The following is a 25,553-nucleotide window of genomic DNA, read 5'->3' as shown; positions in this document are numbered from 1 at the left end:
TCATCTCATGCGCGGATGCATCACGCCCAGCCGATCGACTCCAGCAGGCGCAGCAAGCCGTAGGCGATGCCGCCGGCGGCCGGAATCGTCAGCACCCACGCCCACAGGATGCGTTCGATCACGCTGAACTTCAGCGCGCGCGGGTTCTTGGCAAAGCCCACGCCCATGATGGCGGTGGAGATGCTGTGCGTGGTGGACACCGGCATGCCGAAGTGCGCCGCCACAGTCAGGATCGTGGCCGAGCTGGTTTCCGCGGCGAAACCGTTGATCGGATGCAGCTTCACCATCTTGTGGCCGAGCGTCTTGATGATCTTCCAGCCGCCCGACGCCGTGCCCAGCGCCATCACGATGGCGCAGGTGATGACGATCCACATGGCGATGTCCTGCTCGCCGCCACTACCGGGATGCAGGAAGGCCAGCCAGTTCGGCAGGTCGTCCAGCGCACCGCTGGCCTCGGCGCCGAACAGCGTCAGCGCGATGATACCCATCGTCTTCTGTGCATCGTTGTGGCCGTGCGCATAGCCCATGTAGGCCGCCGACAGGATCTGCGCCTTGCCGAAGAACTTGTTGACGAAGTGCGGGCGTGCCAGCCGGCCCAGCCAGCCGCCGATGCGGACCAGCAGCGCGATCAATCCCCACAGGGCGACCATCACCACGATACCGAGCAGGAAGCCCGCGACCGGCGACGAGATCATCGGCAGCACGACCTTCCACAGGATGCCCTTGTTCTGGGTCCAGTCGCCGGCCGCCTGCGACCAGATCAGCGCACCCCAGTCGTTGTGCGCCGCGGCCAGCGCGGCGCCGCACAGGCCGCCGATCAGCGCGTGCGAGGACGACGACGGCAGGCCCTTCCACCAGGTGATCAGGTTCCAGATGATGCCGCCGAGCAGCGCGCACAGGATCACCTGCGAGGTCACCTGCACGACGTTGGTGTCGACCAGGCCCGAGGCGATCGTCTTGGCGACCGCGGTGCCGGTCAACGCGCCGATCAGGTTCATCACCGCCGCCAGCATCACCGCCTGGCCCGGCGACAGCACCTTGGTCGCGACGACCGTGGCGATGGAGTTGGCGGTGTCGTGGAAGCCGTTGATGAACTCGAAGACGAGCGCGGCGAAGATCACCACCAGCACGAGCGTAAGCATGGGCGCGACCCGTCAGCTGTTCTTGAGGACGATCTGGTACGCCACCACGCCGGCCTCGCGGCAGCGGTCGATGGCCTTCTCCAGGATCTCGAAGAACTCCTTCAGCAGGAACATCTGCAGGTGGTCCAGGCGGCCGGAGTAGATGTCGCGGTAGAGCTCCAGCATCAGCCGGTCGGCCTCATTCTCGATCGCGCGCAACTTCTCGTTGAGCGAGGTCATGCGATCGATGTTCATCTTCTTGATCTCGTGGACCATCTCGACCACGACGCTGGCCGCCTGCTCCAGCATCGCCGCGCGCGGCGCGAAGTCGATGCCTTCCAGGTGCTGGATGGCCAGCGAGTAGCGGTCGGCGAACTTCTCGACCTGCTTGGGAATCTTGTACAGCGCCGAGCCGAGGGCTTCGATGTCCTCGCGCTCGATCGGGGTGATGAAGCTGTCGACCAGTGCCTTGCCGATCTTGTCCGAGGCGGCGCGCTCGCGCAGGCGGGCCAGCTTGAAGGCATCGAGCGCCGGCTGGCGGTCGGTGGCCTTCATCATGGTGTGCAGGGCCTTGGTGCTGTCGTGGGCGGCTTGGGCGGCCTCGTCCAACAGCGTGTAGAACTGCTGGCCGGAGCCGAAGATCGTCTGGAGGGAGAACATCGGGCGGTCCCACCGTCACGGGATGGACGGCTTCAGGGGCGGAATTATGACCGTTTCATGACTGTTCCGGACAGACCGGCCCGAAGGAGACCCCGCACGGGGCCCCGTATTCGCCGAAGGTCTTGTTCAGTTTCACGCGTTCGCCGGCCGGCCGTTTGCTAAACTCGCCCGGCGCCTCCGGGTGCACCCTATGGACGACGACCCTACTTCCCCCCACTGTCCCCCGCGACAGACCCCGCCCGCCTCGCCGGCCCTCCCTGCATTGAACGGAGGCTCCCGTGCTTGAGCTGATCATCGTATTCGCCTTGGTGCTGTTGAACGGCTTCTTCGCCATGTCCGAGATGTCGGTCATGACCTCGCGCAAGAGCCGCCTGAAACAGATGGCCCAGACCAGCCATCGCGCCCAGCGCGCACTGGACCTGTCCGAGAAGCCCGAGAACTTCCTGTCCACCGTGCAGATCGGCATCACGTTGATCGGCGTGTTGACGGGTACGTTCGGCGGCGACGCCATCGGCAACGCCATCGGCACTTGGCTGGCCTCGACCATTCCCGCCTCCGCGCCCTACGCCCCCAAGATCGGCATCGGCGCTGCTGTGGCGTTGATTACTTACCTGACCCTGATCTTCGGCGAACTGGTGCCCAAGCGCTTGGCTATCACCCGCCCGGAGACCATTGCGGGGTTCGTGGCAGTGCCGATGGGTTGGCTCGCCCGGATCACCGCGCCTGCCGTCGCCCTGCTCGCTTTCAGCACGCGTCTGGTGCTGCGAGTTTTTGGACTGGCGGACGACAACAAGGAAGCCGTGACCGAAGAGGAAATCCGCATGCTCGTGTCTGAAGGACACGAGGCAGGCGTGATCGACGCCGACGAGCGCAACATGATGAACCGCGTGCTGCGCCTCGGCGACCGCACCGCGGACAGCCTGATGACGCCACGCAAGAAGATCACCTGGCTGGATGCAGCGGCGCCCTACGAAGACAACCTGCAGACGATGCACGAGTCGGCGTTCTCGCGCTTCCCGGTCTATCGCGGCAACGACCAGGATGTGGTCGGCATCCTGGAAGTGAAGTCCCTGCTCGACCGCTTTGGCGTGGCCCAACCGGACCTCTTCATCAAACTGCGTGAACCGCTGTTCGTGTCCGAATCCACGCATGCGATGAAACTGCTGGAGATCTTCCGCGAAGAACAGCAGTCGCTGGCACTGGTCGTCGACGAGTACGGCGAGATCCAGGGTCTGGTGACGCAGAGCGACCTGATGGGCGCCGTGGTCGGTCGCCTGCAGGCCGCCGAGAACACGGAAGACGCGCCGCTGGTGGTGGTCCGCGACGATGGCTCGCTACTGGTGGACGGCTCTCTGCCCAACGACGACCTGCGCGAACTGCTGGGTGGCGTGGCATTGCCGGACGACGACGAGTACAACACCGTCGCGGGCATGATGATCGAACGCTTCGGCCGCATCCCGCATGTCGGCGAGCGACTGGATTGGGCGGGCTGGCGCTTCGAGGTGGTCGACCTGGACGGCGCCCGCATCGACAAACTACTGCTGCAGAAACTGCCCGAGACCGACGGCGAAGACCTGGCGGTCTGACATGTCCGCCGACGACGCACCACGACATACCAGCACCGCCACGTTGCTCGACGGCTTTGCCGCCGGCGATCCGGACGAGGTGTTGCGCATCGGCGACCTGCTGAAGGATTTCGGCCCCGCCGCCTTCGGCATGCTGCTCTTCATCGGCGTGCTGCCGGCCTTCATTCCCGTGCCCGGCGTCGGCGGCGCGGTGGGCGGCCCCATGGTGATCCTGGTGGGCGTGCAGTTGCTGCTGGGCATGCGCAAGGTCTGGCTGCCCGGCTTCCTCGCCCAGCGTGGTCCGCACCGCAGCGCGATGATGCGCTTCCGCCAGCGCATGGCGCCGTGGCTGCGACGCCTCGAAAAGCTCGTGCGTCCCCGCATGGGCGGCTTCGTCGACAACCGCGTCGCCCTGAGCTTCACCGGCCTGCTGCTGATCCTGCTCGGCATCCTGCTGGCGCTGCCGATCCCGTTCACCAACTACGTGTTCGGCATCCTGTTGCTGCTGTTCGCACTCGCACTGCTGGAACGCGATGGCGCGCTGCTGCTGGTGGCGTGGGTGGCCGGCGGCATCGCCGTCGTCGTGTTCGGCTTCCTGTCCGGCAATCTGGTTGAATCATTGACTGCGCTGATCGCGAAGTGGTTCTGAGTCTTCGCGTAGGACGTCGATAGACATGTCGGATGTGGGAGCGACGTAAGTCGCGATGACGTGCCGATGAGAAAAAGCTCGCGACTTACGTCGCTCTCACAGACAGCCTTGCGGGTAGATCACGCCACCAACTGCGCGAACTCCGCCGCCGTGACCGGATACCCCAGCCAGTAGCCCTGCGCCAGGTCGCAGCCACGCTCGCGCAGCAGGTTGAACTGGCCTTCCTTCTCCACGCCTTCGGCCACCACGGTGATGCCCAGCGAATGCGCCATCGCGATGATCGCGGTGGTCAGCGCCAGGTCGTCGGGGTCGCGCAACATGTCGGCGATGAAGCTGCGGTCGATCTTCACGCCGTCGACCGGCACGCGGCGCAGGTGGCTCAGCCCCGAGAAGCCGGTACCGAAATCATCCAGCCAGACCTTCACACCAGTCCGGTGCAGCGTGGCCAGCAGCGCGCTGGCATGCGCTTCGTCGCTGATGACGGCCGTCTCGGTGAGCTCCAGGTGCAGGCGCGACGCGGCCAAACCCGTATCGCGGAGGCACTCGGCGACCACGTCAGGGAGATCACCGTTGCGCAGCTGTCGGGGCGACACGTTGACGGAGACGAACAGCGGCTCCATCGCGTCGCGATCACCGCCCCAGCGCGCGGCGGCGGTACACGCGGCGCGCAGAACGCGTGGACCGATGCTCTCGATCAGCCCGCTCTGCTCCGCCACATCGATGAACACCGACGGCGCGACCATACCGAGCTCCGGATGCTGCCAGCGCAGCAGCGCTTCCGCGCCGACGATCCGGCTGTCGGCCATCCGGAACACCGGCTGGTACATCAGGCTCAATTCGCCGCGCTCCCAGGCGCCGCGCAGTTCCTGCTCCATCCGCACGCGGCGCTCCACGGCCTGGTCCATCGCACGACTGTAGAAGCGGTAACAGTTCTTGCCCGCGACCTTCGCCTGGTACATCGCGATGTCGCCGTTCTTCATCAGCGCGGTCGCACCGGAAGCGTCTTCCGGGAACAGGGTGATGCCGATGGACGTACCGAGGAAGACCTGGCGCTCCTGCACGACGATCGGACGTCCCAGTTCGGCCACCAGCTTTTCGGCCAGGCGGGTGGCGCTGCCGCGCACGTCGCCGTCCTGGATCAGGATCACGAACTCGTCACCGCCGAAGCGCGCCAGCAGTGCGTCGTCGCCGCCCATCGTTTCCACCGCATCGCGGATGCGGTGCGCGAACTGCTGCAGCACTTCGTCGCCGGCCTCGTGGCCCAGCGTGTCATTGACGCGCTTGAAGTCGTCGATGTCGGCGAACAGCAGCGCCAGCTGGCGGCCGGCGCCGCGCAGCATCATCAGGCGATGGTCCAGGCTTTCGCGGAAGGCCAGGCGGTTTGTCAGGCCGGTCAGCGAGTCGGTGTAGGCCATGCGCCGCACGTCGCGATCGTGCCGCGCGATGCTGTCGCTCATCGTGCCGAACGCGCGGACGAGCTCGCCGACTTCGTCCTGGCGCTCGCTGGACATGCGCTCGCCGTTGTAGTTTCCCACCTCGATGTCGTGGGCAGCACGCGCCAGCTGGCGGATCGGGCGGACCAGCGTGCGCTGCGCGTACAGCATGATCGCCACGCAGACCGCCACCAGGGCCAGCAGCAGCAGCGCGATCCAGCCGAGGTGGCGCGCGCCCAGTTCGTTGAGCCGTGTGCGCGCTTCGTTGATCGCCTTCTCTTCGTAGGCGCGCACCGAAGCCACCGAATAGCCCACCCGCACGCCGCCGATGCGCTCGCTGCCGATCATGATCGGCTCGGACACATCCACGATCTGCGCCGACCACTGCGTGTGCATGCTGCGCGCATTCACCGCTTCATAGGCCAGCGGATCGGTCATCGTCTGGCCGTACACGGCGATATCGGCCGTGCCGTCGTGGATGATCCGGCCCTGGTTGTCGTACACCAGCACGTAGCTGACGTCGGGCTCTTTCTGCGCCGACCGCACGATGCTGCCGATCGTGTCCAGGTCGAAGTAGTACAGCGGATTGGCGAGTGCATCGCCCAACTGGTCGACGGTGGCTTCGCCGTGGCGACGCAGGCTGTCCTCGACCATGCCATGCATGGCCTCGCGCCCTAGGTCGGCGACTTCCTGCTGCATCACCTTCTGCCTGTGCAGCAGCGTGCCCAGCAGGGCGATCACGACCACCAGCATGATCGTCATGGCCGCCAGGAAGCGCGCCTGCAGGCCGAACTTCATCGGCATCATTCGACCTGCTCCCTGACGCGGGTCACGCCGCGGCGCAAGTCGTCCAGCGCCTGCTGCGATGCCGGGTCCACCGGCAGGAAGCGGGTGGTACGGAAGAAGACATTCAGCGCGTCGCGTGCGGCCGGATCGTTCGCAGCGTCCAACAGCACCTCACGCAGGCGCGCCTCGATCTTCGGATCCAGGTCACCGCGGACCATCTCCAGCGCGCGCGGGAAGTCCTGCGTCTCGTGGATCACGCGGAAATCGCGCCGGAAGGCGGGCGGCATCCGGCGCACGTCCTCCCAGTCGAGGTTGCTGACCACCCCGGCATCGACCAGCCGCTTGTGCACCCAGGCGGCGATGTTGAGCTCGGAGCGCGCGAAGACGTAACCCACCGAATCGGCGGACGGACGGTCCATCGGTGAAAGCAGGATCTCCATGCGCTGACCGGCATCCAGCAGCGCCACCGACGGCGCGAAGTAGGCGCTGGTCGAGGCCGTGTTCTGGAAGGCGACGGTGCGGCCCTTCAGGTCCGCGAGCCGCTCCAGGCCACTGTCGCGGCGAACGAAGAACACGCCGTGGTAGCGGCTCACGCCGCCGCGCTCGGTCAGCAGCATCGGGCGCGCACCGGCGCGCTCCTGCAGGCGCATGCCGGTACCGGCGGTCTCGGTGACCCAGTCCACCCGGCCACGCCGCAGGTAGCTGGTCATCTGCTGGGCATCGCGCGCCATCAGGATGCGGCCTTCGGTGATGCCGACGTCGCGCATCCGCGGGACCACGTAGTCCAGCAGCGGCTTGAGCTGTTCGTAATGCGCCTTGGGGTCGTCACTGATGCGTCCCAGCACCAGGACGCGTTCGTCGCCGGCGGCACTGGCCGGGGCGACCGTGGCAGGAATCAGGGCGGCACTGATCGCGGCCAGCGCCAGGCGGAACCAGGTTGTACGCAACGATGGGCGCCCGCCAGAACGATGGCGGCAGCCTATCGGAAAACGCGGGTTCAAGACAGTGATCCGGCTCCGCCCTGGCCCGCCAGCCGGGCCATGCGCTGGGCATCGGCCAGAATGCCGCGCAGCAGGCGCACCTCCTGCTCGGTCATGTCGGCCTTGGCGAACAGCCGGCGCAATTTGCGCATCGCCGAGTCCGGGGTGCGGCCCTTGTGGAAATCGATCGCGTCCAGCGTGTCGCCGAGTTGGGCGAAGAACCCTTCCAGGTGGGCATGGCTGGCGGGAACTTCGTCCGGGTGCACCGCCTCCGCGGGCGCCGGCGCAACGCCTTCCAGCAGCGCCAACCTCAGTTCGTAGGCCAACACCTGCACGGCCGCCGCCAGGTTGAGCGAGCTGTACTCGGGGTTGGCCGGGATATGCACGGCCGCATGGCAGAGCTGCAGTTCCTCGTTGGTCAGGCCGGTGCGTTCGCGGCCGAACACCAGTGCCACCTCGCCGCCGCCCGCCGCCCGACCCACCGCCAGCGCGGCGGCCTGTCGGGGCGCGTGCTCCTCCAACTGGACGCGGCGGCTGCGCGCGGTGCAGCCGAGGACAAGATGGCAATCGGCGACAGCCTCGGCCAGCGTGGCCACCACCGGGGCATCGCCCAGCAGGTCGTCGGCACCGGCGGCGCGCCGGTAGGCCTCGTCCGTGGGGTAGTCCTCGGGGGCGACCAGCACCAGACGGGCCAGCCCCATCGTCTTCAGCGCGCGCGCGGCTGCGCCGATGTTGCCAGGGTGCTGGGTGCCGACGAGCACCACGCGCAGACGGGCGGCAGCGGCCAGGGAGGGGGGATTGATGACGGAAACGGGCGTATTCATGGGGGCAAATGGTAAACTGCGCGGGCCGGTCTTCGCGCCGTGCTGCTCTTTTCCACTTGTTCGCCCGCCCCACGCCTGTCCGAGGTCCGTTCGCATGCAAAAGCCCGTCGTCACCGTCATGACCAAGGCAGCCCGCCTCGCAGGTAACGTGTTGTTGCGGAGCATCAACAAGCTGGACGCGCTGAACGTAGTGCAGAAGGAACGGATGGACTACGCCAGCGAAGTCGACGCCGACGCCGAGAAGGTCATCATCAAGGAGCTGCGCCGCGCCTACCCGGACTACGGGTTCGTGGGCGAGGAGAGCGGTGCCCAGATCAACGGCCGCTATACCTTCGTGATCGATCCGCTGGACGGCACCAGCAACTACCTGCGCGGCTTCCCGCACTATTGCGTATCGATCGCGCTGGTCGACAACGGCGAACCGACCGACGCGGTGATCTTCGACCCCCTGCGCAACGACCTGTTCACCGCCAGCCGTGGCGCCGGCGCGCAGCTCAACGAGCGCCGCATCCGCGTGGCCGACCGCAAGGAACTGGCCGGCACCGTGATCACCACCGGCTTCCCGCCGCGCGAACGCGCCCGCGCTGGTGCGCAGCTTGAATGCGTCCGCGAACTGCTGGTCCATGCCGAAGACATCCGCCGTACCGGTTCGGCCGCGCTGGACCTGGCCTACGTGGCCTGCGGCCGCTCGGACGCCTATTTCGAGGCCGGCGTGAAGGACTGGGACATCGCCGCCGGCGTGTTGCTCGTGCGCGAAGCCGGTGGCAAGGTCTGCGATTTCCGCGGCGCCGCGCTCGGCAAGATCGACGGCCGCACCGCCCTGCCCCGCCAGATCGTCGCCGGCAACCTCAAGGTCGCCGAAGCGTTGCAGAAGACCATCGTCTCGTCGGGTTACGCCGCTTCTTTCAACGGTTGAGGGCCCCGCCTCGGTAGCAGGTGTGGGAGCGACGTAAGTCGCGAAGAAGCCATCCCTGTCCGGCAGGAATGCCGGAACAAGGCCCCGCCCTATCGGATATCCCTTCGGATTTGTGGATCGATGATCGCGACTTACGTCGCTCCCACACCACACATCTCGACGCCAACAAAAAAGGCCACGCATTGCGTGGCCTTTTTCGTTCCCTTGTTGCCGAGGATCAGGGGCGACGCGCCAGCGCCGCCTCGTCCTTCGCCTTCGGCATCAGGTCCTGCTTGGTGACCGTCAGGAAGCCCAGCGTCAGCAGCGGGCAGGCCACGAAGATCGAGGACACGGTACCCAGCACGATGCCGATCATCTGCGACAGCGCCATGCCTTCCAGCGAGCCGCCGCCGTACAGGTACAGGGCGAACACGGTCAGGAACGCGACGAACGAGGTGATGATCGTGCGCGACAGCGTCTGGTTGATCGAGCGGTTCAGGATCTCCATCGGCTCGGCGCGCAGGTTGCGGAAGTTCTCGCGCACGCGGTCGAACACCACGATCTTGTCGTTGATCGAGAAGCCCATCACCGACAGCAGGCCGGCCAGGATGGTCAGGTCGAACTCGATGCCGCTGGCGGCGAAGAAGCCCGCCACGATCAGCACGTCCGCCAGGGTGGTGACGATGGCCGAGACGGCGAACTTCCACTCGAAGCGCACGGCGATGTAGATCAGGAAGCCGACCACCACGAACAGCAGTGTGTACAGGCCATTGAGCGCGAGCTCCTTGCCGACCTGCGGGCCGACGAACTCGCTGCGCATCACCGTCGCGGTGTTGCCCTCGGTGGATGCCAAGCGCAGCACGTCCGACGCCGTGCGGTTGCTGGCCTCGGCGCCGGCCGCCGTGCCGGCGTCCTCGCGGGGCTGCAGGCGCACCAGCAGGTCGCTGCCGGTGCCGAAGGTCTGCACCTGCGCACTGCCATAGCCGCCGGCTTCCAGGCGCTCACGCACGTCATCCACGTTGGGCGGGGTCTGGAAGCGCAGCTCCACCACCGTGCCGCCGGTGAAGTCGAGCGCGAAGTTGAAGCTCTTGAATGCGATGGCGCCGATCGCGGCGATGGCCAGCAGGGCCGCGATGCCGATCGACACCCAGCGCACGCGCATGAAGTTGAAGTTGGTGGTGTGCGGAATCAGCCGCAACGGGAAAAGGCTCATGATGTCGGTGTCCCGTCAGATGGCGATGGACTTGATCTTGCGGCGGCCGCCGTAGATCAGGGTGGCGATACCGCGCGAAACGGTGACCGCGGTGAAGACGGAGGTCAGGATGCCGATGACCATCGTCACCGCGAAGCCCTTCAGCGGGCCGGTACCGAAGGCGTACAGCGCCACGCCGGCCAGCAGTGCGGTCATGTTGGAGTCGAAGATGGTGCCCGACGCCTTGTCGTAACCGGTCGCGATGGCCGCCTGTGGCGGTACCCCCGCGCGCAGCTCTTCGCGTATGCGCTCGTTGATCAGCACGTTGGCGTCGACCGACATACCGATGGTCAGCGCCAGGCCGGCGAAGCCGGGCAGCGTCATCGTTGCACCGAACAGCGACATCACCGCCACCACCATCACCAGGTTGAGCAGCAGCGCCACGCAGGTGATCAGGCCAAACATGCGGTAGTACACCAGGAAGAACGCCAGCGCGAAGATGAAGGAGTACACCACCGCCTTCGTGCCGCGGGCGACGTTCTCGGCACCCAGGCTGGGGCCGACCACGCGCTCTTCGATGAAGTCCATCGGTGCGGCCAGCGAACCGGCACGCAGCAGCTTGGCCAGGTTCTCGGCTTCGGTCTTTTCCAGGCCCGTGGTCTGGAAGTTCTTGCCGAACACGCCGGCGATGCGGGTCGGCGACAGCGCTTCCTCACGCACGCGCACGCTGCGCACTTCCTTGCCGTCGACGATGGTCACGGTCGGCACGCGCTCGATGTACACCACCGACATCATCTTGCCGACGTTGGCGCTGGTGTAATCGAACATGCGCTGGCCGGCGATGTTGTTGAGGGTCACGTCGACCGCCGGCAGGCCGTTGTTGTCCTGGCCGACACGGGCGTTGACCATCTCGTCGCCCGAGGCCAGCACGCGCTTGTTAAGCAGCACGGGCCCGCCGTTGTCGCGCAGCTGGAAGACCTTGGCTTCCGGCGGGATGCGACCGCTGGCGACGGCGTCGGCGGCGTTGCCTTCCACCAGCGCGCGGAATTCCAGCGTGGCGGTCGCGCCGATCAAACGCTTGGCTTCAGCGGTGTCCTGCACGCCGGGCAGCTGCACGACCACGCGGTCGTTGCCCTGGCGCTGGATGATGGGCTCGGCCACGCCGATCTCGTTGATGCGGTTGCGCAGCGTGGTCAGGTTCTGCTCGATGGCTTCGCTGGCGATCTGCTCCAGCTCCGCCTGCGGCAGGCCGATGGTGATCTGCTGGCCGTTCGCCTGGTAGGTCAGGCCGGAGCCGGTCGCCAGCGTGCTGGCATTGTTGCCGCGCGAGCTCAGCGTCTGCGCCAGCGCCTGCTGGGCCGCGGCCACGTCCTCGCCATCGGCCAGCGTCACCACGATGCTGTTGTTCGGGCGCCGCTCGACGGCGGTGTAGCGGATGCGCTTGTCACGCAGGGTGACGCGGGTGTCTTCCAGGTAGCCCTCGACGCGCTTGTCCAGCGCGGCCTTCTGGTCGACCTGCAGCACGAAATGCACGCCGCCCTGCAGGTCCAGGCCCTGCACCATCGGGCGGGCACCGAAGTTGCCCATCCAGTCCGGCACGGTGGACGCAAGGTTCAGCGCGACCAGGTAGTCCTCGCCGAGCGCCTTGCGCAGGGCGTCGTTGGCCGTCGTCTGCGCTTCCAGGCTGGGCAGGCGCACCAGCATGCTGGCGGCTTCGGTATCGATCTCCTTGGCCTGCACGCCCGCGTCCTTCAGCGCCGCATCGACGCGGCCACGCAGGGCGGTGTCGATGGCGAAGCCACGGTTGGCGGTGATCTGCACGGAAGGATCCTGCGGGTACAGGTTGGGCAGCGCGTACAACGCGCTCGCCAACACGACGATCAGGATCAGGGCGTATTTCCAGCGAGGGAATTCAAGCATCGTGGTGACCTGCGCAGGCCCGTCCCGGGCATGCGCTCAGCAGTGGTTCGGAAACAGCGGGATGCGTCCCGACGCTCGGGCGACGGGACGCGGGAAACGGATCAGGCGGACTTCAGCGTGCCCTTCGGCAGCACGTTGCCCACGGCGGCCTTCTGCACGCGCACGCGCACGTTGTCGGCCACTTCCAGGGTGACGAAGTTGTCGCCGATGTCGGTGACGGTGCCGGCGATGCCGCCCGAGGTGATGACTTCATCGCCCTTGGACAGCTTGTCCAGCATGGAGCGGTGCTCCTTGGCGCGCTTCATCTGCGGGCGGATCATCAGGAAGTACATGATGGCGATCAGGGCGATCGGCATCAGCAGGCCGAAGCCGCCCATGCCCTGCTGGGCCGGTGCGGCCTGGGCGAGTACGGGGGCAACGAAGAAATCAAGCAGATTCATGGACTTGTCCATTCAGTATGAAAAGCAGCCGGGGATTATGCCACGCGTCGGGAAGCCCCGTCCGGGCCACCCCATCGGCCCGGACCGGAAAAGACCGCGCCAGCGCCGGATGGTTCCCCGGCTGACGGCGGAAGCAGGCAGGCTGCCGGCTCAGGCGGCCGGTGGCTCGGCTCCGCGGGCCGCGTAGAAGCCCGCCCGGAAGGCTTCGAACCGCCCTTCCGCGATGGCCGCCCGCATCTGCGCCATCACCTGCTGGTAGTACCAGAGGTTGTGCAGGGTGCCGAGCATCGGCGCCAGCATCTCGTTGCAGCGGTCCAGGTGGCGCAGGTAGCTGCGGGTGAAGCCGTTGCGGCAGGCGTAGCAGCCGCAGCCCGGCTCGATCGGCTGCAGATCGTGCTCGTACTTCGAATTGCGGATGCGGACCGTGCCGAACGAGGTGAAGTAGTGGCCGTTGCGCGCGTTGCGGGTCGGCATCACGCAGTCGAACATGTCTACGCCGCGCGCGACCGCCTCCACCAGGTCCTCCGGCCGGCCGACGCCCATCAGGTAACGCGGCTGGTCCGCCGGCAACTGTGGACAGGTGTGCTCCAGCGTCGTGTTGCGCTCCTGCTCGGTCTCGCCGACCGCCAGGCCGCCGATCGCGTAGCCATCGAAGCCGATCGCCTTCAACCCGTCCGCGGACCGCGTGCGCAGGTCGTGGTGCACACCGCCCTGCACGATGCCGAACAGCGCCGCGTCGTTATCCTCATGGGCACGCTTGGATCGCTCGGCCCAGCGCAGCGACAGCTCCATCGAGCGTTCGATCACACGCGGATCCACCGGCTTGCCGTCGATGTTCACTGGCGGGCACTCGTCGAAGATCATCACGATGTCGCTGTCCAGCACTTTCTGGATCCGCATGCTCTCCTCGGGCCCGAGGAAGACCTTGCTGCCGTCCACCGGCGAAGCGAACGTCACGCCCTGCTCGGTGATCTTGCGCCGGTGCGCCAGCGAGAACACCTGGAAGCCGCCGGAGTCGGTGAGGATCGGCTTGTTCCAGCGGGCGAAGCCATGCAGCCCGCCATGCGCGCCAATCACGTCCAGGCCCGGCCGCAGATAGAGATGGAAGGTGTTGCCGAGGATGATCTCGGCGCCGAGATCCTCGACATGCTCCGGCAGGATGCCCTTCACCGAGCCGTAGGTGCCCACCGGCATGAACGCCGGCGTCTCGATGGTGCCGCGCGGGAACGTCAACCGGCCGCGCCGGGCAGCGCCGTCGGTGGTCAGCAGATCGAAGGACATGCGGCTCATGCAGCGGCTTCCGGGAACAGGAGCATCGCGTCTCCGTAGGAAAAGAAGCGGTACTGCTCGCGCACCGCGTGGGCGTAGGCGTCGAACACCCGCGCCCGGCCGGCGAACGCGCTGACCAGCATCAGCAGCGTGCTTTCCGGCAGATGGAAGTTGGTGACCATCGCGTCCACGCTGCGGATGCGGTAGCCGGGGAAGATAAAGATCTGCGTCTCGCCGGCGAACGGATGCAGCTCGGCGTCGCCAGCTTCCGTACGGTGTGTCGCGGACTCCAGCGCGCGCACGACGGTGGTGCCCACTGCGATGACACGGCCGCCACGGGCGCGTGTCGCGCGCACCTGCTCGACCAGTGCCGGCCCGACGTTGAGCCATTCGCTGTGCATGTGGTGCTCGTGGATGTTGTCCACACGCATCGGCTGGAAGGTGCCCGCACCGACGTGCAACGTCACGTGGCCGAATTCCACGCCACGCTCGCGCAGGGTCGCCAGCAGGGCATCGTCGAAGTGCAGGCCTGCGGTCGGCGCCGCCACCGCACCCAGCTCGCGTGCGAACACCGTCTGGTAGCGCTCGTCGTCGTCCTGCCCCGGTGCCCGCTGGATGTACGGCGGCAACGGAAGGCGGCCGGCCTTCTGGAGCCAGCTTTCCAGCGCGCCCGGCACATGGAAACGGAGCTGGTAGAACTCGCCATCGCGCCCGATCACTTCCGCCTCGCCACCTGCATCCAGTTGGATGCGGCTGCCGGGCTTCGGTGACTTGCTGGCACCGACCTGCGCACGCGCCGCGTTTTCCGGCAGCAGGCGCTCGATCAGGATTTCCACGCGGCCGCCGCTTTCCTTCTGCCCGAACAGACGCGCCGGGATCACCCGGGTGTCGTTGAACACCAGCAGGTCGCCCGGCTGCAGCCATTCCGGCAGATCGCGCACGTGGCGATCGGCGAACGGCACATCGCCCGGCGGCACCACCAGCAAGCGGCTGGCGGAACGCTCCGGCAGCGGCGCCTGGGCGATCAGCGCCTCGGGCAGGTCGAAATGGAAGTCGGACTTCTTCACGGTCGGGGCCTTGCGGGGGCGTGCATTGTACGGGAGCCCGCCGGAGCGTCCCGTCGTCAGCGTTCGAACTTGGTCGACAGCACGATCGAGGATGTCGTGCGCTCCACGCCGTCGAGTGCGCCGATGCGGTCGGTCAGCACGTCCATGTCGCCGACGCTCGGCACCGCGCCGATGGCGATCAGGTCGTGGCTGCCGCTGACCGAATGCAGCACGCGCAGTTCCGGCATCGCACGCAACGCCGCCACCACCGAGGTCATCTGCTTGGGATGCACCGCGATCATGATGTGCGCGCGCAGGTGGCTGCGGTCGTATTCGTCGTGCACGCGGACGGTGTAGCCGCTGATCACACCCTCGCGTTCCAGCCGCTCGATCCGGCTCTGCACCGTGGTCCGCGACAGGCTCAGGCGGCGGGCGATCTGGGCGGTGGACGCCCGTGCGTTCTCACGGAGCATTGAGAGCAGTTGCTGGTCGGCGTCGGTGAGCTTCATGCGCGGCTGGAGTTTCGTCGAATCGACGAAATATCCTCTAAATCAGCGCAGTTCACAACTGTCAAATGACGAATTATTCCCGATAATACGGGTTTGCCGCCTGCCGCCGGAGGATTCCCATGGCCCTGACCGACCACCTCGCCCCGCTGCGCGCCCACCAGGGCCAGCGTCTGACCCACGGCCTGGACGATGCCACCGTCGAACGCCTGGCCAAGGGCCACCCGGACCTGGCCGCCGTCATCGAGGCCGCCGCCGCCGAGCACGCGCGCCTGAAGGACGAATTCGCCGAACTGTTCGATCTGGACGAAGCCGAGCAGTTGCGCGCCGTGCAGGCCGGCTACGTCAACTTCTACGCCGACGACGCCATCAACCCTTACATCGCGCTGGCCGCGCGTGGCCCGTGGGTGGTGACGCTCAACGGTGCGGTGCTATACGACGCCGGCGGCTACGGCATGCTGGGCTTCGGCCACACCCCCGCGGCCGTGCTGGAGGCGATGGCCCGCCCGCAGGTGATGGCCAACATCATGACCCCCAGCCTGTCGCAGCTGCGCTTCGACCGCGCCCTGCGCAAGGAAATCGGCCACACCCGCGGCGGCTGCCCGTTCGCGAAGTTCCTGTGCCTGAATTCCGGTTCGGAATCGGTCGGCCTGGCCGCGCGCATCGCCGACATCAACAGCAAGCTGATGACCGATCCGGATGGCCGCCACGCCGGCCGCACCATCAAGCGCATCGTGGTGAAGGGCAGCTTCCATGGCCGCACCGAACGCCCGGCGCTGTACTCGGATTCCTCGCGCAAGTCGTACCAGCAGCACCTGGCCAGCTACCGCGGCGAGGATTCGGTCATTGCCATCCCGCCGTACGACGTGGACGCGCTGAAGCAGGCGTTTGCCGATGCCGAAACCAAGGGCTGGTTCGTCGAAGCCGTGTTCCTGGAGCCGGTGATGGGCGAAGGCGACCCGGGCCGCTTCGTGCCGCCGGCGTTCTACGCCGCCGCGCGCGAACTGACCCGCAGCCACGGCAGCCTGTTCCTGGTGGACTCGATCCAGGCCGGCCTGCGCGCGCATGGCGTGCTGTCGATCGTCGACTACCCGGGCTTCGAAGGCCTGGACGCGCCCGACATGGAGACCTACTCCAAGGCGCTGAACGCCGCGCAGTACCCGCTGTCGGTGCTGGCGGTGAACGAGCGCGCCGCCGGCCTGTACCGCAAGGGCGTGTACGGCAACACCATGACCACCAATCCGCGTGCGCTGGACGTGGCCTGCGCCACGCTGGCCCAGCTGACCCCGCAGGTGCGCGAGAACATCCGCAAGCGCGGCGCCGAAGCGGTGCAGAAACTGCAGCAGCTGCAGGGCGAACTCGGCGGCCTGATCACCAACGTGCAGGGCACCGGCCTGCTGTTCTCGTGCGAGCTGTCGCCGGCCTTCAAGTGCTACGGCACCGGCTCCACCGAGGAATGGCTGCGTCAGCAGGGCCTCAACGTCATCCACGGCGGCGCCAACTCGCTGCGCTTCACCCCGCACTTCGCGATGGACAGCGAGGAACTGGACCTGCTGGTCGCGATGGTCGGCAAGGCGCTGCGCGAAGGTCCGCGTATCAGCCAGGCCGCGGCCGCCTGATCCGTACGGCAGATGCAACGAAAAAGGCGAGCCTCGGCTCGCCTTTTTCTTTTCCGCGGTTGACCGTTCCGGTTTACGGGTTCTGCTTCGCGAAGCGCTCCAGCGATTCACGGATCAATCCCTTCGCTTCCTTCGCATCGCCGTAGCCGTTGAGCTCTACCGGGTTGCGGCCTTTCGGCAGATCCTTGTAGACACGGAAGAACGCTTCGATGCGCTGGCGCTCGATCTCTGGCAGGTCGGCCAGATCCCGGATGTTGGCGTAGGTCGGGTCGATCTTGTCGGTCGGCACGCCGATGATCTTCTCGTCATGCTCGCCCGCGTCGATCATGCGCAGCACGCCGATCGGCCGGAACTTCACCAGCACGCCCGGATGCAGCGGCTCGCGTGTCAGCACCAGCGCATCCAGCGGATCGCCGTCGCCGGCCAGCGTGCGCGGCATCGAACCGTAGTTGGCCGGATAGGCCACCGGCATCGACTGGAACCGGTCCACGTAGACCAGGCCTTCGTCGTTGATCTCGTACTTGGTGAAGCTGCCGGCGGGGATCTCCACCGCCAACAACACCTCGTCTGGCGCTGCCTTCGGTTGCTCGGCGAGGAACGGGTGGCGGATATGGGCTTCGCGAGCGAGCGCGGCACCCGCCGTGGTGGCGAGCACCATCGCGAGCAGCAAGGGAAGACGCTTGGACATGGGCTTGTTCCTGTGAAAACCGTTGGACTGCATCATTCCCAGCACCGGTCGGCGCGACCCTTGAGGGTTTCGGCGCGGGTGCAGGTACGCTCGTCGATGCGCCCGTCCTCGCGCTCGACCAGCTGCTTGCCCGCCGCGCCTTCATCGACCAGTTCGAAGGCGTCGTACAGCCGCCCCGTCGCCGTGCGCGCTTCGTAGCGCAGGCGCGGCCCATCGAAGCGCAGCACCTGGAACAGCTGGGTGTCCTCCGCGACCGGACGCATCGTCCTGCGCGCTTCGTCCGACAGCCGGTACTGCTTGGCACCGGTGACCGACACCACGAACACCGGCGGCGGACTCTTCAAGCGGCCGTACACGTGGTCGTGGCCCTGCAGTACCAGGTCGACCTTGTGCTTGCGGATCACCGGCAGCAGGTGCTTGCGCAGCGCGACGTTGTCGCGGCCTTCGCGCGGCGAGAAGAACGGCTGGTGCGTCATCACGATGCTCCAGCGGTGCGGATTCGACCCCAGCGCCTGGTCCAGCCATGCCGCCTGTGCCTTCGCCGTGCCCAGATCCAGCGCCGACGTGCCGTCGATCACCACCACGCGCACGTCCTGGTAATCGAACCAGTAAGTGGTCTTCTTTGCCTGCGCCACGCCGTTGCCCGGCAGCGCGAACGTCACCGGCCAGTGCGCACCGAGCACGCGACGCTCCTGCGGGGTGTCCTCGAACTCTTCGAAGTACTCGTGGTTGCCCGGTGCCGGCGCGACGACCAGCGAGGTCGGCAGTACTTCGTTCGCCTCGAACCACTCGCCCCACTCGTTGTCGTCCTCGCCATCGCCGCCGCTGACCAGATCGCCCGCGTACAGCGCCAACTTCGCATCCGGAGCATGCCGCATCGCCTCACGCACGACGCGCGTGGTCAGGCTGACGTTCTTGTTCTGCGTGTCGCCAAAGTAGAGAAGCGTCAACTGAGACGTCGCCGCCGCTGCCGTCCGCGTGTGGTGCCAGGCGCTCCAGGTACGGTCGCCCTGCACGCGCCACGCATAAAGCGTATCCGCCTGCAGGCCGTCGACCTCCGCGCGATGGTGGTGCGCGGCGCCATTCTCCGTCTTCAGCGGCATGCTGGTCGCCGCGATACGGCGCGGCTCGCCCATGTCCGGCGAATCGCCTGCGACGACGATCTCCAGCAACGGTGCGTCGACCTTTGTGTCGGTGCGCCACGCCACGGCGAAGCCGGTGCTTGCGTCCTGCGTCGGCGACGCCACGATGCGGTCCGGGAATCCGCTCGGCGCATAGCGCTGCACGCCCTTCGGCACGCGCGTGTTCGGCTCGGGCTGGCGCGCCGTTGCATCCTGCGCGCTTGCGCCCGCGCAGGTCCCCAGCAACAGCGCGACCAGCAGGCCCTGCCACATCACTCGCCCTGGATTCATGGTGTCTGGCACGCCGGCAGCTGCAGCGCCTTGGCGATATCGCGCCAGTCCAGCGCCATCACCCCCTGGTCGTCATGCACCGCGTACAGCACGCCCTCGGGGAAGCGCTCCGACGCGGACGCGTCCAACCAGATGCCGTCCGTGTTGGCGACCTTCGCGCCCGTCACCGCGCCGGTGTGCGCCAAGGTCTTGCGATCGAACAGATGGAACACGGTGCGCCCCTTGCCCTGCTCCGTCGTCAGCCACCAGCCTGCGCCATCGGCACAGGTCTTCAGCATGATGCCTTCGGACTGCGCCTTGAACACGTCGCGACCGATGGTCTTGCCGGCAAACTTGCCGGCCAGGTCGTAGACTTTCAGCTCGTTCGCGTAGGTTTCGTCTTCTTCCGCAATCAGCAGGCGATCGTTGGCGGCATCGCCCCAGATCGACTCGACGACACGCAACGCGCCTTCGGGCGACGCATCGCCGAAACTGCCTGCGGTTTTCGCGGAGAGCGCATTGCCGTCACGCGCGACGTCGAAGCGCCAGACGCGCTTGTCCAGCTGGTCCAGCGGCGGCAGGATGTCTTCGCCCTGCGCGTCCTCGCCGGCCATGTAGGCGTCGGTGACGTAGACCTGGTAGCCGGCATCGGTCTTGTTCACCCACAGGCCGTACGGCTTCTGCAGCTGCTCGGCAGCAAAACTCAGCAACGGGTTGAAGTCCGGCAGCGACAGCACCTGCACGCGGTGATTGTCGCGCTCGACGATGAACACCAGGTCGTCCACCACGGCGATACCGTTGGGACGCTGGAACTGGCCCGCACCCTTGCCCGCCGTACCCACGTCACGCAGGTGCGCGCCTGTCTGGCCGTCGTAGACCACCAGCTTGTCGGTCGCTTTCGCGGTGGCGATCAGCCAGCGCTCGCCATCGGCCGTCGTCCACGATGCCGGCGAGTCGATGTTGTCGGCCGGCGTCATCGGCGTCAGGAAGGCTTCCTGGATCACCGGGATCTCGCGTGTATCGGCGGTCGCTGCGGCAGGAGCCGCCTTCTCATCGGCGTCGCGGGCATCGGGGGCGGGTGCGGCCGGCTTGCCGGTACAACCGGCGGCAAGCAGAGCGACCACGGTCGCGGCGAGTAGCGTGCGGGACAGGGTCATCGTTGTTTCCTCGAAAGTTCGGTATTGCACAGCGCTCGAGAACGGAGACGGCCTGCCGACGCAGTGTAGGCAGGCCGAAGTGGTCCGTCAGAAGCGCAGCTTGACGCCGGCCGTGTAGGTGCGGCCGTACAGTTCGTTCTGCAGCGTGTTCGACGGCGAACCCTGGTACAGCTCCAGCGGCTCGTCCAGCAGGTTGGACGCTTCGAAGTAGAAGCCCCACTGGTCGCTGACCTTGTAGTCCAGGCTGAAATCGAGCTGGGTATTCTCGGCCACCCAGATGTCGAAGTCGCTGTCGTCGCTGTCGACCGAATCGATGTACTCGCTGCGGCGCACCGCGGCGATCCGCGTGCTCAGGCCGCCCTTCTCATAGCCGATGTGAGCGCTGTAGAGACGGTCCGAGGCATTCGGCAGCGTGAAGGAACGACCGTTGATCTCGTACTCGGTGTCCAGCCAGGTGGCGCTGAAACCGAGCAGCAGGCCGTTGTCGAAGTGCTGCTGCCAGTTCAGCTCGGCACCGTACACCGTGGCCTTGTCGCCGTTGACCGGCATGGTCACGTCGAAGTCCTGATAGTCCGGATTGTCGCGCGTGGTCACGTCGACGATGTAGTCGTCGATGTTCTTGTAGAACAGGCCCGCCGACACGATGCCGGTCTCGCCCAGGTAGCGCTCGATCGAGATGTCGAAGTTGCGCGACTTGTACGGATCCAGCTCGGGATTGCCCAGCTCGACTTCTTCCTCATCGCGATTGATGCGGGTGCGCGGCGAGATGTTGCCGAACGACGGGCGCGCGATCGTGGTCGTGTAGGCGCCACGCAGCACCCAGTCGCCCATGTCGTAACGCAGGTGCAGGCCCGGTAGCACGCTGGTGTAGCTGCTGGACACATCGCGGGTGGTGATCGAGCCGATGGTCTCCTCGTCTTCCAGGTCGACCACGTTGCCGGTCGCCTCGAACTCGGTGCGCTCGACGCGCGCGCCGGCGATGATCCGCAGCTTGTCGAAGTCCATCGTCGCCATCAGGTAACCGGCCAGGATGTCCTCGCTCGCCGTGTAGTCCTCGATCAGCGAGATCTCGGTGTTTGCTGCCACGTCCTGCGGGCGCGCGGTGTACTGGGACAGGTTGTCGCGCAGGTAACGGTTCATCGCGCGCGAGCTGATGCCGTCGCCCATGTTGCCGTGCGTGTAGCTGGGCGAGCCGGTGGTCCAGCTACCCAGGTTGAGGTCCGGACCACGGCGCAGTTCGGCTTCGTCGATGTTGACGTCGCGGTCACGCCAGCGACCCAGCAGGCCAGTCTTCCAGGTCACGGTGTCGCCGGCGAAGGTGAAGTTGACCTGCGCGCTGTGCTCCTTGTCGTCCACCCAGATCGGCGCCACGACGAAACGGTTGAACTCGTAGTTGTCGTTGTCCAGCCAGCCGCCTGCCGGGCTGTCGCTGATCGTGTAGCGCGGAATCGGGCGCGAGGTATCCATCAGGATGGAGACGTCGTCGGCACCGTCGTACTCGAAGCGCGCTTCCACTTCGTCCAGCACACGCTCGCGCGTCTTGGTGAAGCCCAGCTTGTAGTCGACGATGGAACCCGCACCGAAGCGGTTCTCACCACCAGCACTGACCGTGAACGTGTCTTCTTCCTTGGTGCGGAAGCGAACACGACGACTGAAGTCGCCCGGATCGATGCCGTCCACCGTATACGTGCCGTCGGCGTTGACGGTGATGTCGCCCTCGCCCACCGGGATGATGCTGTTCTGGCGGGTCTCAGCGTCGGTGAAATCGGTGTACAGCGTGCGCAGGTAGTAGCTGTTGCCCTCGCTGGGACGCCAGTCGAGGTTGAGGTTCACGCCCGTGCGCTCACGGTTGATGCTGTACTTGCGCTGCTGGATCTCGATCGGGGTCAGGCCATCACGCTCGTCGACCTTGTCGTACTCGACTTCGATGTTGTCCGACTCGTAGTTACGGTCCTGATAGCTCAGGCCCAGCGCGACGCCGAAGGTGCCTTCGGCGAAGATGTCGCTATAGTTGAACGAGGCCTTGGGGCTGGTCTCGCCGCTCAGGTTCTGATGGCTCAACTCGGCCTTGGCGCGGATGCTCTGGCCGTCGCGGTCGAACGCGGACGCCGATTCGACGACGATGGCACCGCCAATCGCGTCGCCGGGCATGTCCGGCGTCGGCGCCTTGACCACGGTCAGGCGCTCGGTGGAGTCGGAGGGAATGACGTCCAGCGGTGCGGCGCGGCTGGAGTCTTCCGGCGTGCCGATGGCAACGCCGTCGACGCTGACGCTGTTGAAGGCGGCATCGAGGCCGCGCACGACGACGAAGCGGCCTTCGCCCTGGTCACGGGTGACGCTGACGCCCGGCAGACGCGACAGCGACTCGCCGACGTTCTTGTCGGGATACTGGCCCATCGCGTCGGACGACACCGTGTCCTGGATCGCGTCGGCGCTGCGCTTGAAGTCGATCGCGCGCATCTGCTGTTCCAGCTGCGGACGCACTTCGATGCGATCCAGCGTGGTGGCATCGGCGCTGCCATCGGGGGAAGAAACGGAAGCGGACTGGGCCTGCGCGTTCGATGCATGGCTGGCCACCGCGAGCGCGAGCACGACGGCGACGTGGAGCGGATGTTTGGACGACATGGGGGTCCCGGAGGATGTGAATACCGGGTGCAGACCTTATGTCCGCGATCTTTCACTGGCATGACAACCCACCATGGATACCGCATCCATTTGCCACGGGGATGACACTGCGATGACGTCATATTTCGGTCACACTACCGGCAACCTCATCGCTTGCATGCCGACCATGAAAACCGTCGAAGTCCGCCACCCCCTCGTGCAGCACAAGATCGGCCTGCTCCGCAATGCAGGTCTCAACACCAAGGACTTCCGCGAACTGGTGACCGAGCTGGGCACGCTGCTGGCGTACGAGGCCACGGCCGACCTGGAACTGACCACCGAGACGATGGCCGGCTGGGCCGGCCCGGTGCAGGTGAAGAAGATCGCCGGCGCGAAGATCACGCTGGTGCCGATCCTGCGCGCCGGCCTGGGCATGCTGCCGGGCGTGCTGGCACTCATTCCCACCGCGCGCGTCAGCGTGGTCGGCCTGCAGCGCGACGAAGAGACACTGCAGCCCGTGCCCTACTTCGAGAAGCTGACCGGCCGACTGGAGGAACGCGACGCGCTGATCCTCGATCCGATGCTGGCCACCGGCGGCACGCTGATCGCCACCATCGACATGCTGAAGCGCGCGGGTGCCAAGCGCATCAAGGGCATCTTCCTGGTCGCCGCACCGGAAGGCCTGAAGGCGCTGGAAGCGGCGCATCCGGACGTCGAGGTCTATACCGCCGCCATCGACGAACGCCTCAACGACAAGGGCTATATCCTGCCCGGCCTCGGCGACGCCGGCGACCGCATCTTCGGCACGCGGATCGGCTGAGATCCGCGTTCAGCGGCGGATCCAGCGCTCGGTATCCGAGTCGTCCGCGGCAAGCACCTTCACCGCCGTGTCGTCGCCGAGCACTTCGGCCTGCAGGAATGCCGTACCGACGTCTCGAGCGCGGATGTAGGACGCATCCGCTTCGCTGCCGATCAGGTTGTGGCTACCCCCGGTGAGCACCAGCGCGGTCTTGTCGCCGGCCGGTGCGGTTTCCACCGGGTAGAGATGATCTCTCGCATCACTGACGAAGCCCGGCACCAGATCCTGGTCGCCGGTGACGATCAGCACCGGCACGGCCACCGACGCATACGTGGTCGGCGTGACCAGGCCGGGAATCCGGCCCGGTGACGAGTAACCCACCACGGCCACCACCGACGGATCGCGCAGCGGCGCCATGTCGGCCATCGCACCGCCCAGTGCCAGCGAGATCAGCGTGCCGTAGCTGTGGCCGCCCGCGGCGACCGGCACGCCCGGCCACTGCGCGGCAGCGTAGGCGCTGGCGGCCTTCATGTCGGCCAGGCGTTCGCCGAAGCCCTGCTGCATGGAGAACTTCTCGCGCTCCGGATATTTCACCGAGTCCACATGCAGCGGCGCCACCACGGCGAAGCCGGCATCGCGCCACGCGCTCAGCACGCCGTCGTAGCGCTCGGGCCACGAACCGTGCCCGGTGGAGAACAGCACCACGCCACGGACCTGTGCCGGTTCCCACACCGCCATCGTGGTCGCGCGCTCCGGCGATACCTGCAACGGCACGGTGGATGTGGGTGCGGCGAAGACGCTCTGCGCCATCGCCAGCGACGACAGTGCGAGCGCGAAGGCAGCGTGGAGGAAGAAGCGCTTGTTCATGCCGGACCCCTGTGTGGAAGACAGGGCCAGTCTGCCGTTCGCCATCCGGAACGACAGGAGCCGGTCGTCACCGGATCCGGGTGCCGGAAGTCACTTCAGGCTACCAGCGGACGCGCCTGCAACTCCGCCACTTCATGGGCGACGCCGAATTTGCCCTTCTCGTCGCGGGTCACCTGCGCCAGCGCGCAGCCCGGGTCGTGGGTGAAGAACAGATGGACGTTGCGGGCCAGCTTGTCTTCCAGGAAGGCGCGCTTCTCGTCGATCAGCAGTTCCGCATTGCGGTCGTAGCCCATGGTGATGGGCACGTGCACCCACGAGCGCCCCGGAATCAGGTCGGCGCAGAACACCACGCCGCCGTGCGACTGCCCGTTCACCCTGTCCTGTCCGACGATTTCCGCCAGCATCAGTCCGGGCGTGTGGCCGTCACTGAGACTGAAACGCACGGCATCGCCGAGTGCGTGCGAGTACTCGCCCGACACAAGTTCCAGCCGGCCGCTCGCTTCCAGCAGCGGCTGAAGTTCGGGAATGAAACTGGCGCGATCGCGCGGATGCGGCTTCAGCGCGCGTTGCCAGTGGTCGGCACCGACGATGAAGGTCGCCTTCGGGAACAGCAGTTCCGGCGCGTGACCTTCCTGCCACGGTGCCAGCAGGCCGCCGGCATGGTCGAAGTGGAGGTGGCTCAGCACCACCACGTCGATGTCCTCGTGCGAGAACCCCGCCGCCTGCAACGAGTCGAGCAGCACGTGGCGTTCTTCCTGCACGCCGAAGCGCGCGCGCATCTTCGGTTCGAAGAACGCGCCGATGCCGGTTTCGAACAGCACCGTCTTGCCGTTCAGCGGTTGCGCCAGCAGCGCGCGGCAAGCCAGCTCGATGCGGTTCTCCGCATCCGGCGGCGACCACTTCTCCCACATGGCGCGCGGCGCGTTGCCGAACATCGCGCCCCCATCGAGTTTCTGGGAATTGCCCAGCAGCGACCAGAGTTTCATGGGGCGATTCTACGCCCCCCTTTTGCTTCCTGTAGGAGCGACGTAAGTCGCGACCGCCATCCCTGAGCCACGACCCAGCGTCGGATCGAACGCGGGTCCGATCCATGAAGGGATCGTTGCTTCGTGCACCGTGCGTTTCCGGTCGCGACTGACGTC

General features: G+C 66.6%; 22 protein-coding genes. 5 read left to right on the top strand and 17 right to left on the bottom strand.

Annotation, left to right across the window (positions count from 1 at the left end; all coding sequences use genetic code 11):
* Nucleotides 1-20: 20 nt before the first annotated feature.
* Together IB225_RS12045 and IB225_RS12040 are read right to left on the bottom strand one after the other, a co-directional pair.
* Nucleotides 21-1,142 carry an inorganic phosphate transporter gene (locus IB225_RS12045; RefSeq protein ID WP_192311465.1) on the bottom strand — a complete coding sequence of 374 codons (1,122 nt, stop codon included), beginning with the start codon at nt 1,140-1,142 and terminating at the stop codon, nt 21-23.
* A gap of 12 nt (nt 1,143-1,154) precedes the next feature.
* Nucleotides 1,155-1,781 carry a DUF47 family protein gene (locus IB225_RS12040; protein ID WP_192311464.1) on the bottom strand — a complete coding sequence of 209 codons (627 nt, stop codon included), beginning with the start codon at nt 1,779-1,781 and terminating at the stop codon, nt 1,155-1,157.
* Between the two features lie 278 nt (nt 1,782-2,059).
* On the opposite strand from IB225_RS12040, the gene IB225_RS12035 reads away from it, so the two are divergent.
* Nucleotides 2,060-3,367, top strand: a complete 1,308-nt coding sequence (locus IB225_RS12035) for a hemolysin family protein (RefSeq protein ID WP_192311463.1) — start codon at nt 2,060-2,062, stop codon at nt 3,365-3,367.
* Between the two features lies 1 nt (nt 3,368).
* Nucleotides 3,369-3,995 carry an exopolysaccharide biosynthesis protein gene (locus IB225_RS12030; RefSeq protein ID WP_192311462.1) on the top strand — a complete coding sequence of 209 codons (627 nt, stop codon included), beginning with the start codon at nt 3,369-3,371 and terminating at the stop codon, nt 3,993-3,995.
* 119 nt (nt 3,996-4,114) lie between these two features.
* Here the strand turns inward: IB225_RS12030 and IB225_RS12025 are convergent, their stop codons facing one another.
* From IB225_RS12025 to IB225_RS12015, 3 genes are all read right to left on the bottom strand, one after another.
* Nucleotides 4,115-6,235, bottom strand: coding sequence for a GGDEF domain-containing protein (locus IB225_RS12025; RefSeq protein ID WP_192311461.1), 2,121 nt, complete (start codon nt 6,233-6,235; stop codon nt 4,115-4,117).
* Nucleotides 6,232-7,125: a phosphate/phosphite/phosphonate ABC transporter substrate-binding protein gene (locus IB225_RS12020; protein ID WP_345776620.1), complete on the bottom strand. Its 894-nt coding sequence runs from the start codon at nt 7,123-7,125 to the stop codon at nt 6,232-6,234. The genes IB225_RS12025 and IB225_RS12020 overlap by 4 nt, the downstream gene beginning before the upstream one ends.
* An 86-nt stretch (nt 7,126-7,211) precedes the next feature.
* Nucleotides 7,212-8,018: an RNA methyltransferase gene (locus IB225_RS12015; RefSeq protein ID WP_192311459.1), complete on the bottom strand. Its 807-nt coding sequence runs from the start codon at nt 8,016-8,018 to the stop codon at nt 7,212-7,214.
* Between the two features lie 94 nt (nt 8,019-8,112).
* On the opposite strand from IB225_RS12015, the gene IB225_RS12010 reads away from it, so the two are divergent.
* Nucleotides 8,113-8,934 carry an inositol monophosphatase family protein gene (locus IB225_RS12010; protein WP_056878261.1) on the top strand — a complete coding sequence of 274 codons (822 nt, stop codon included), beginning with the start codon at nt 8,113-8,115 and terminating at the stop codon, nt 8,932-8,934.
* A gap of 217 nt (nt 8,935-9,151) precedes the next feature.
* Here IB225_RS12010 and secF read toward each other — a convergent pair whose 3' ends face one another.
* The 6 genes from secF to IB225_RS11980 all read right to left on the bottom strand — a co-directional run bounded on the left by secF (nt 9,152) and on the right by IB225_RS11980 (nt 15,289).
* The gene (gene secF, locus IB225_RS12005; protein ID WP_192311458.1) at nt 9,152-10,126 is read right to left on the bottom strand and encodes a protein translocase subunit SecF; all 975 of its coding nucleotides are present in this window, start codon (nt 10,124-10,126) and stop codon (nt 9,152-9,154) included.
* A 15-nt stretch (nt 10,127-10,141) separates the two neighbouring features.
* Nucleotides 10,142-12,025, bottom strand: a complete 1,884-nt coding sequence (gene secD / locus IB225_RS12000; RefSeq protein ID WP_192311457.1) for a protein translocase subunit SecD — start codon at nt 12,023-12,025, stop codon at nt 10,142-10,144.
* Between the two features lie 101 nt (nt 12,026-12,126).
* The gene (yajC, locus tag IB225_RS11995) at nt 12,127-12,465 is read right to left on the bottom strand and encodes a preprotein translocase subunit YajC (RefSeq protein WP_192269820.1); all 339 of its coding nucleotides are present in this window, start codon (nt 12,463-12,465) and stop codon (nt 12,127-12,129) included.
* A 150-nt stretch (nt 12,466-12,615) separates the two neighbouring features.
* Nucleotides 12,616-13,755 carry a tRNA guanosine(34) transglycosylase Tgt gene (tgt, locus tag IB225_RS11990; RefSeq protein ID WP_192311456.1) on the bottom strand — a complete coding sequence of 380 codons (1,140 nt, stop codon included), beginning with the start codon at nt 13,753-13,755 and terminating at the stop codon, nt 12,616-12,618.
* Nucleotides 13,752-14,801 carry a tRNA preQ1(34) S-adenosylmethionine ribosyltransferase-isomerase QueA gene (gene queA / locus IB225_RS11985; protein WP_192311455.1) on the bottom strand — a complete coding sequence of 350 codons (1,050 nt, stop codon included), beginning with the start codon at nt 14,799-14,801 and terminating at the stop codon, nt 13,752-13,754. Before queA ends, tgt begins: the two co-directional genes overlap by 4 nt.
* A 56-nt stretch (nt 14,802-14,857) precedes the next feature.
* Entirely contained in the window at nt 14,858-15,289 is a 432-nt protein-coding gene (locus IB225_RS11980; protein ID WP_192311454.1) for an Lrp/AsnC family transcriptional regulator, read from the bottom strand.
* 119 nt (nt 15,290-15,408) lie between these two features.
* Between IB225_RS11980 and IB225_RS11975 the strand changes: the two genes are divergently transcribed.
* Nucleotides 15,409-16,905, top strand: a complete 1,497-nt coding sequence (locus tag IB225_RS11975) for an aminotransferase class III-fold pyridoxal phosphate-dependent enzyme (protein WP_192311453.1) — start codon at nt 15,409-15,411, stop codon at nt 16,903-16,905.
* Nucleotides 16,906-16,978: 73 nt separating this feature from the next.
* Here IB225_RS11975 and IB225_RS11970 read toward each other — a convergent pair whose 3' ends face one another.
* The 4 genes from IB225_RS11970 to IB225_RS11955 form a co-directional block, all read right to left on the bottom strand.
* Nucleotides 16,979-17,563 carry an inorganic diphosphatase gene (locus IB225_RS11970; protein WP_225583822.1) on the bottom strand — a complete coding sequence of 195 codons (585 nt, stop codon included), beginning with the start codon at nt 17,561-17,563 and terminating at the stop codon, nt 16,979-16,981.
* Between the two features lie 62 nt (nt 17,564-17,625).
* Nucleotides 17,626-19,005 carry a metallophosphoesterase family protein gene (locus tag IB225_RS11965; RefSeq protein ID WP_225583712.1) on the bottom strand — a complete coding sequence of 460 codons (1,380 nt, stop codon included), beginning with the start codon at nt 19,003-19,005 and terminating at the stop codon, nt 17,626-17,628.
* Nucleotides 19,002-20,141: a phytase gene (locus IB225_RS11960; RefSeq protein ID WP_192311451.1), complete on the bottom strand. Its 1,140-nt coding sequence runs from the start codon at nt 20,139-20,141 to the stop codon at nt 19,002-19,004. Before IB225_RS11960 ends, IB225_RS11965 begins: the two co-directional genes overlap by 4 nt.
* A gap of 87 nt (nt 20,142-20,228) precedes the next feature.
* The gene (locus IB225_RS11955) at nt 20,229-22,766 is read right to left on the bottom strand and encodes a TonB-dependent receptor (protein WP_192311450.1); all 2,538 of its coding nucleotides are present in this window, start codon (nt 22,764-22,766) and stop codon (nt 20,229-20,231) included.
* A gap of 166 nt (nt 22,767-22,932) precedes the next feature.
* Between IB225_RS11955 and upp the strand changes: the two genes are divergently transcribed.
* Nucleotides 22,933-23,565 (top strand): uracil phosphoribosyltransferase, encoded by a 633-nt coding sequence (upp, locus tag IB225_RS11950; protein WP_062350847.1) that lies wholly within the window; start codon nt 22,933-22,935, stop codon nt 23,563-23,565.
* A gap of 9 nt (nt 23,566-23,574) precedes the next feature.
* Here upp and IB225_RS11945 read toward each other — a convergent pair whose 3' ends face one another.
* Together IB225_RS11945 and IB225_RS11940 are read right to left on the bottom strand one after the other, a co-directional pair.
* Nucleotides 23,575-24,411 (bottom strand): alpha/beta hydrolase, encoded by an 837-nt coding sequence (locus IB225_RS11945; protein WP_192311449.1) that lies wholly within the window; start codon nt 24,409-24,411, stop codon nt 23,575-23,577.
* A gap of 95 nt (nt 24,412-24,506) precedes the next feature.
* On the bottom strand, nt 24,507-25,397 hold the full coding sequence (locus tag IB225_RS11940) for an MBL fold metallo-hydrolase (RefSeq protein WP_192311448.1): 891 nt from the start codon (nt 25,395-25,397) through the stop codon (nt 24,507-24,509).
* Between the last annotated feature and the right edge of the window lie 156 nt (nt 25,398-25,553).

Source organism: Pseudoxanthomonas sp. PXM02, from assembly GCF_014851805.1.
Classification (GTDB): domain Bacteria; phylum Pseudomonadota; class Gammaproteobacteria; order Xanthomonadales; family Xanthomonadaceae; genus Pseudoxanthomonas_A.
This window is presented reverse-complemented; position numbering and strand designations above follow the sequence as displayed.

Coding starts and splice junctions, on each gene's coding strand:
- IB225_RS12030 (WP_192311462.1), top strand. CDS start 3,369: ATGTCCGCCGACGACGCACCACGACATACCAGCACCGCCACGTTGCTC.
- IB225_RS12010 (WP_056878261.1), top strand. CDS start 8,113: ATGCAAAAGCCCGTCGTCACCGTCATGACCAAGGCAGCCCGCCTCGCA.
- IB225_RS11945 (WP_192311449.1), bottom strand. CDS start 24,411: ATGAACAAGCGCTTCTTCCTCCACGCTGCCTTCGCGCTCGCACTGTCG.
- IB225_RS11980 (WP_192311454.1), bottom strand. CDS start 15,289: ATGAAGCTCACCGACGCCGACCAGCAACTGCTCTCAATGCTCCGTGAG.
- IB225_RS12040 (WP_192311464.1), bottom strand. CDS start 1,781: ATGTTCTCCCTCCAGACGATCTTCGGCTCCGGCCAGCAGTTCTACACG.
- IB225_RS12015 (WP_192311459.1), bottom strand. CDS start 8,018: ATGAATACGCCCGTTTCCGTCATCAATCCCCCCTCCCTGGCCGCTGCC.
- yajC (WP_192269820.1), bottom strand. CDS start 12,465: ATGAATCTGCTTGATTTCTTCGTTGCCCCCGTACTCGCCCAGGCCGCA.
- IB225_RS11960 (WP_192311451.1), bottom strand. CDS start 20,141: ATGACCCTGTCCCGCACGCTACTCGCCGCGACCGTGGTCGCTCTGCTT.
- IB225_RS11955 (WP_192311450.1), bottom strand. CDS start 22,766: ATGTCGTCCAAACATCCGCTCCACGTCGCCGTCGTGCTCGCGCTCGCG.
- IB225_RS12025 (WP_192311461.1), bottom strand. CDS start 6,235: ATGATGCCGATGAAGTTCGGCCTGCAGGCGCGCTTCCTGGCGGCCATG.
- tgt (WP_192311456.1), bottom strand. CDS start 13,755: ATGAGCCGCATGTCCTTCGATCTGCTGACCACCGACGGCGCTGCCCGG.
- IB225_RS11965 (WP_225583712.1), bottom strand. CDS start 19,005: ATGAATCCAGGGCGAGTGATGTGGCAGGGCCTGCTGGTCGCGCTGTTG.
- secF (WP_192311458.1), bottom strand. CDS start 10,126: ATGAGCCTTTTCCCGTTGCGGCTGATTCCGCACACCACCAACTTCAAC.
- IB225_RS11970 (WP_225583822.1), bottom strand. CDS start 17,563: ATGGTGCTCGCCACCACGGCGGGTGCCGCGCTCGCTCGCGAAGCCCAT.
- IB225_RS11975 (WP_192311453.1), top strand. CDS start 15,409: ATGGCCCTGACCGACCACCTCGCCCCGCTGCGCGCCCACCAGGGCCAG.
- IB225_RS12045 (WP_192311465.1), bottom strand. CDS start 1,142: ATGCTTACGCTCGTGCTGGTGGTGATCTTCGCCGCGCTCGTCTTCGAG.
- secD (WP_192311457.1), bottom strand. CDS start 12,025: ATGCTTGAATTCCCTCGCTGGAAATACGCCCTGATCCTGATCGTCGTG.
- upp (WP_062350847.1), top strand. CDS start 22,933: ATGAAAACCGTCGAAGTCCGCCACCCCCTCGTGCAGCACAAGATCGGC.
- IB225_RS11940 (WP_192311448.1), bottom strand. CDS start 25,397: ATGAAACTCTGGTCGCTGCTGGGCAATTCCCAGAAACTCGATGGGGGC.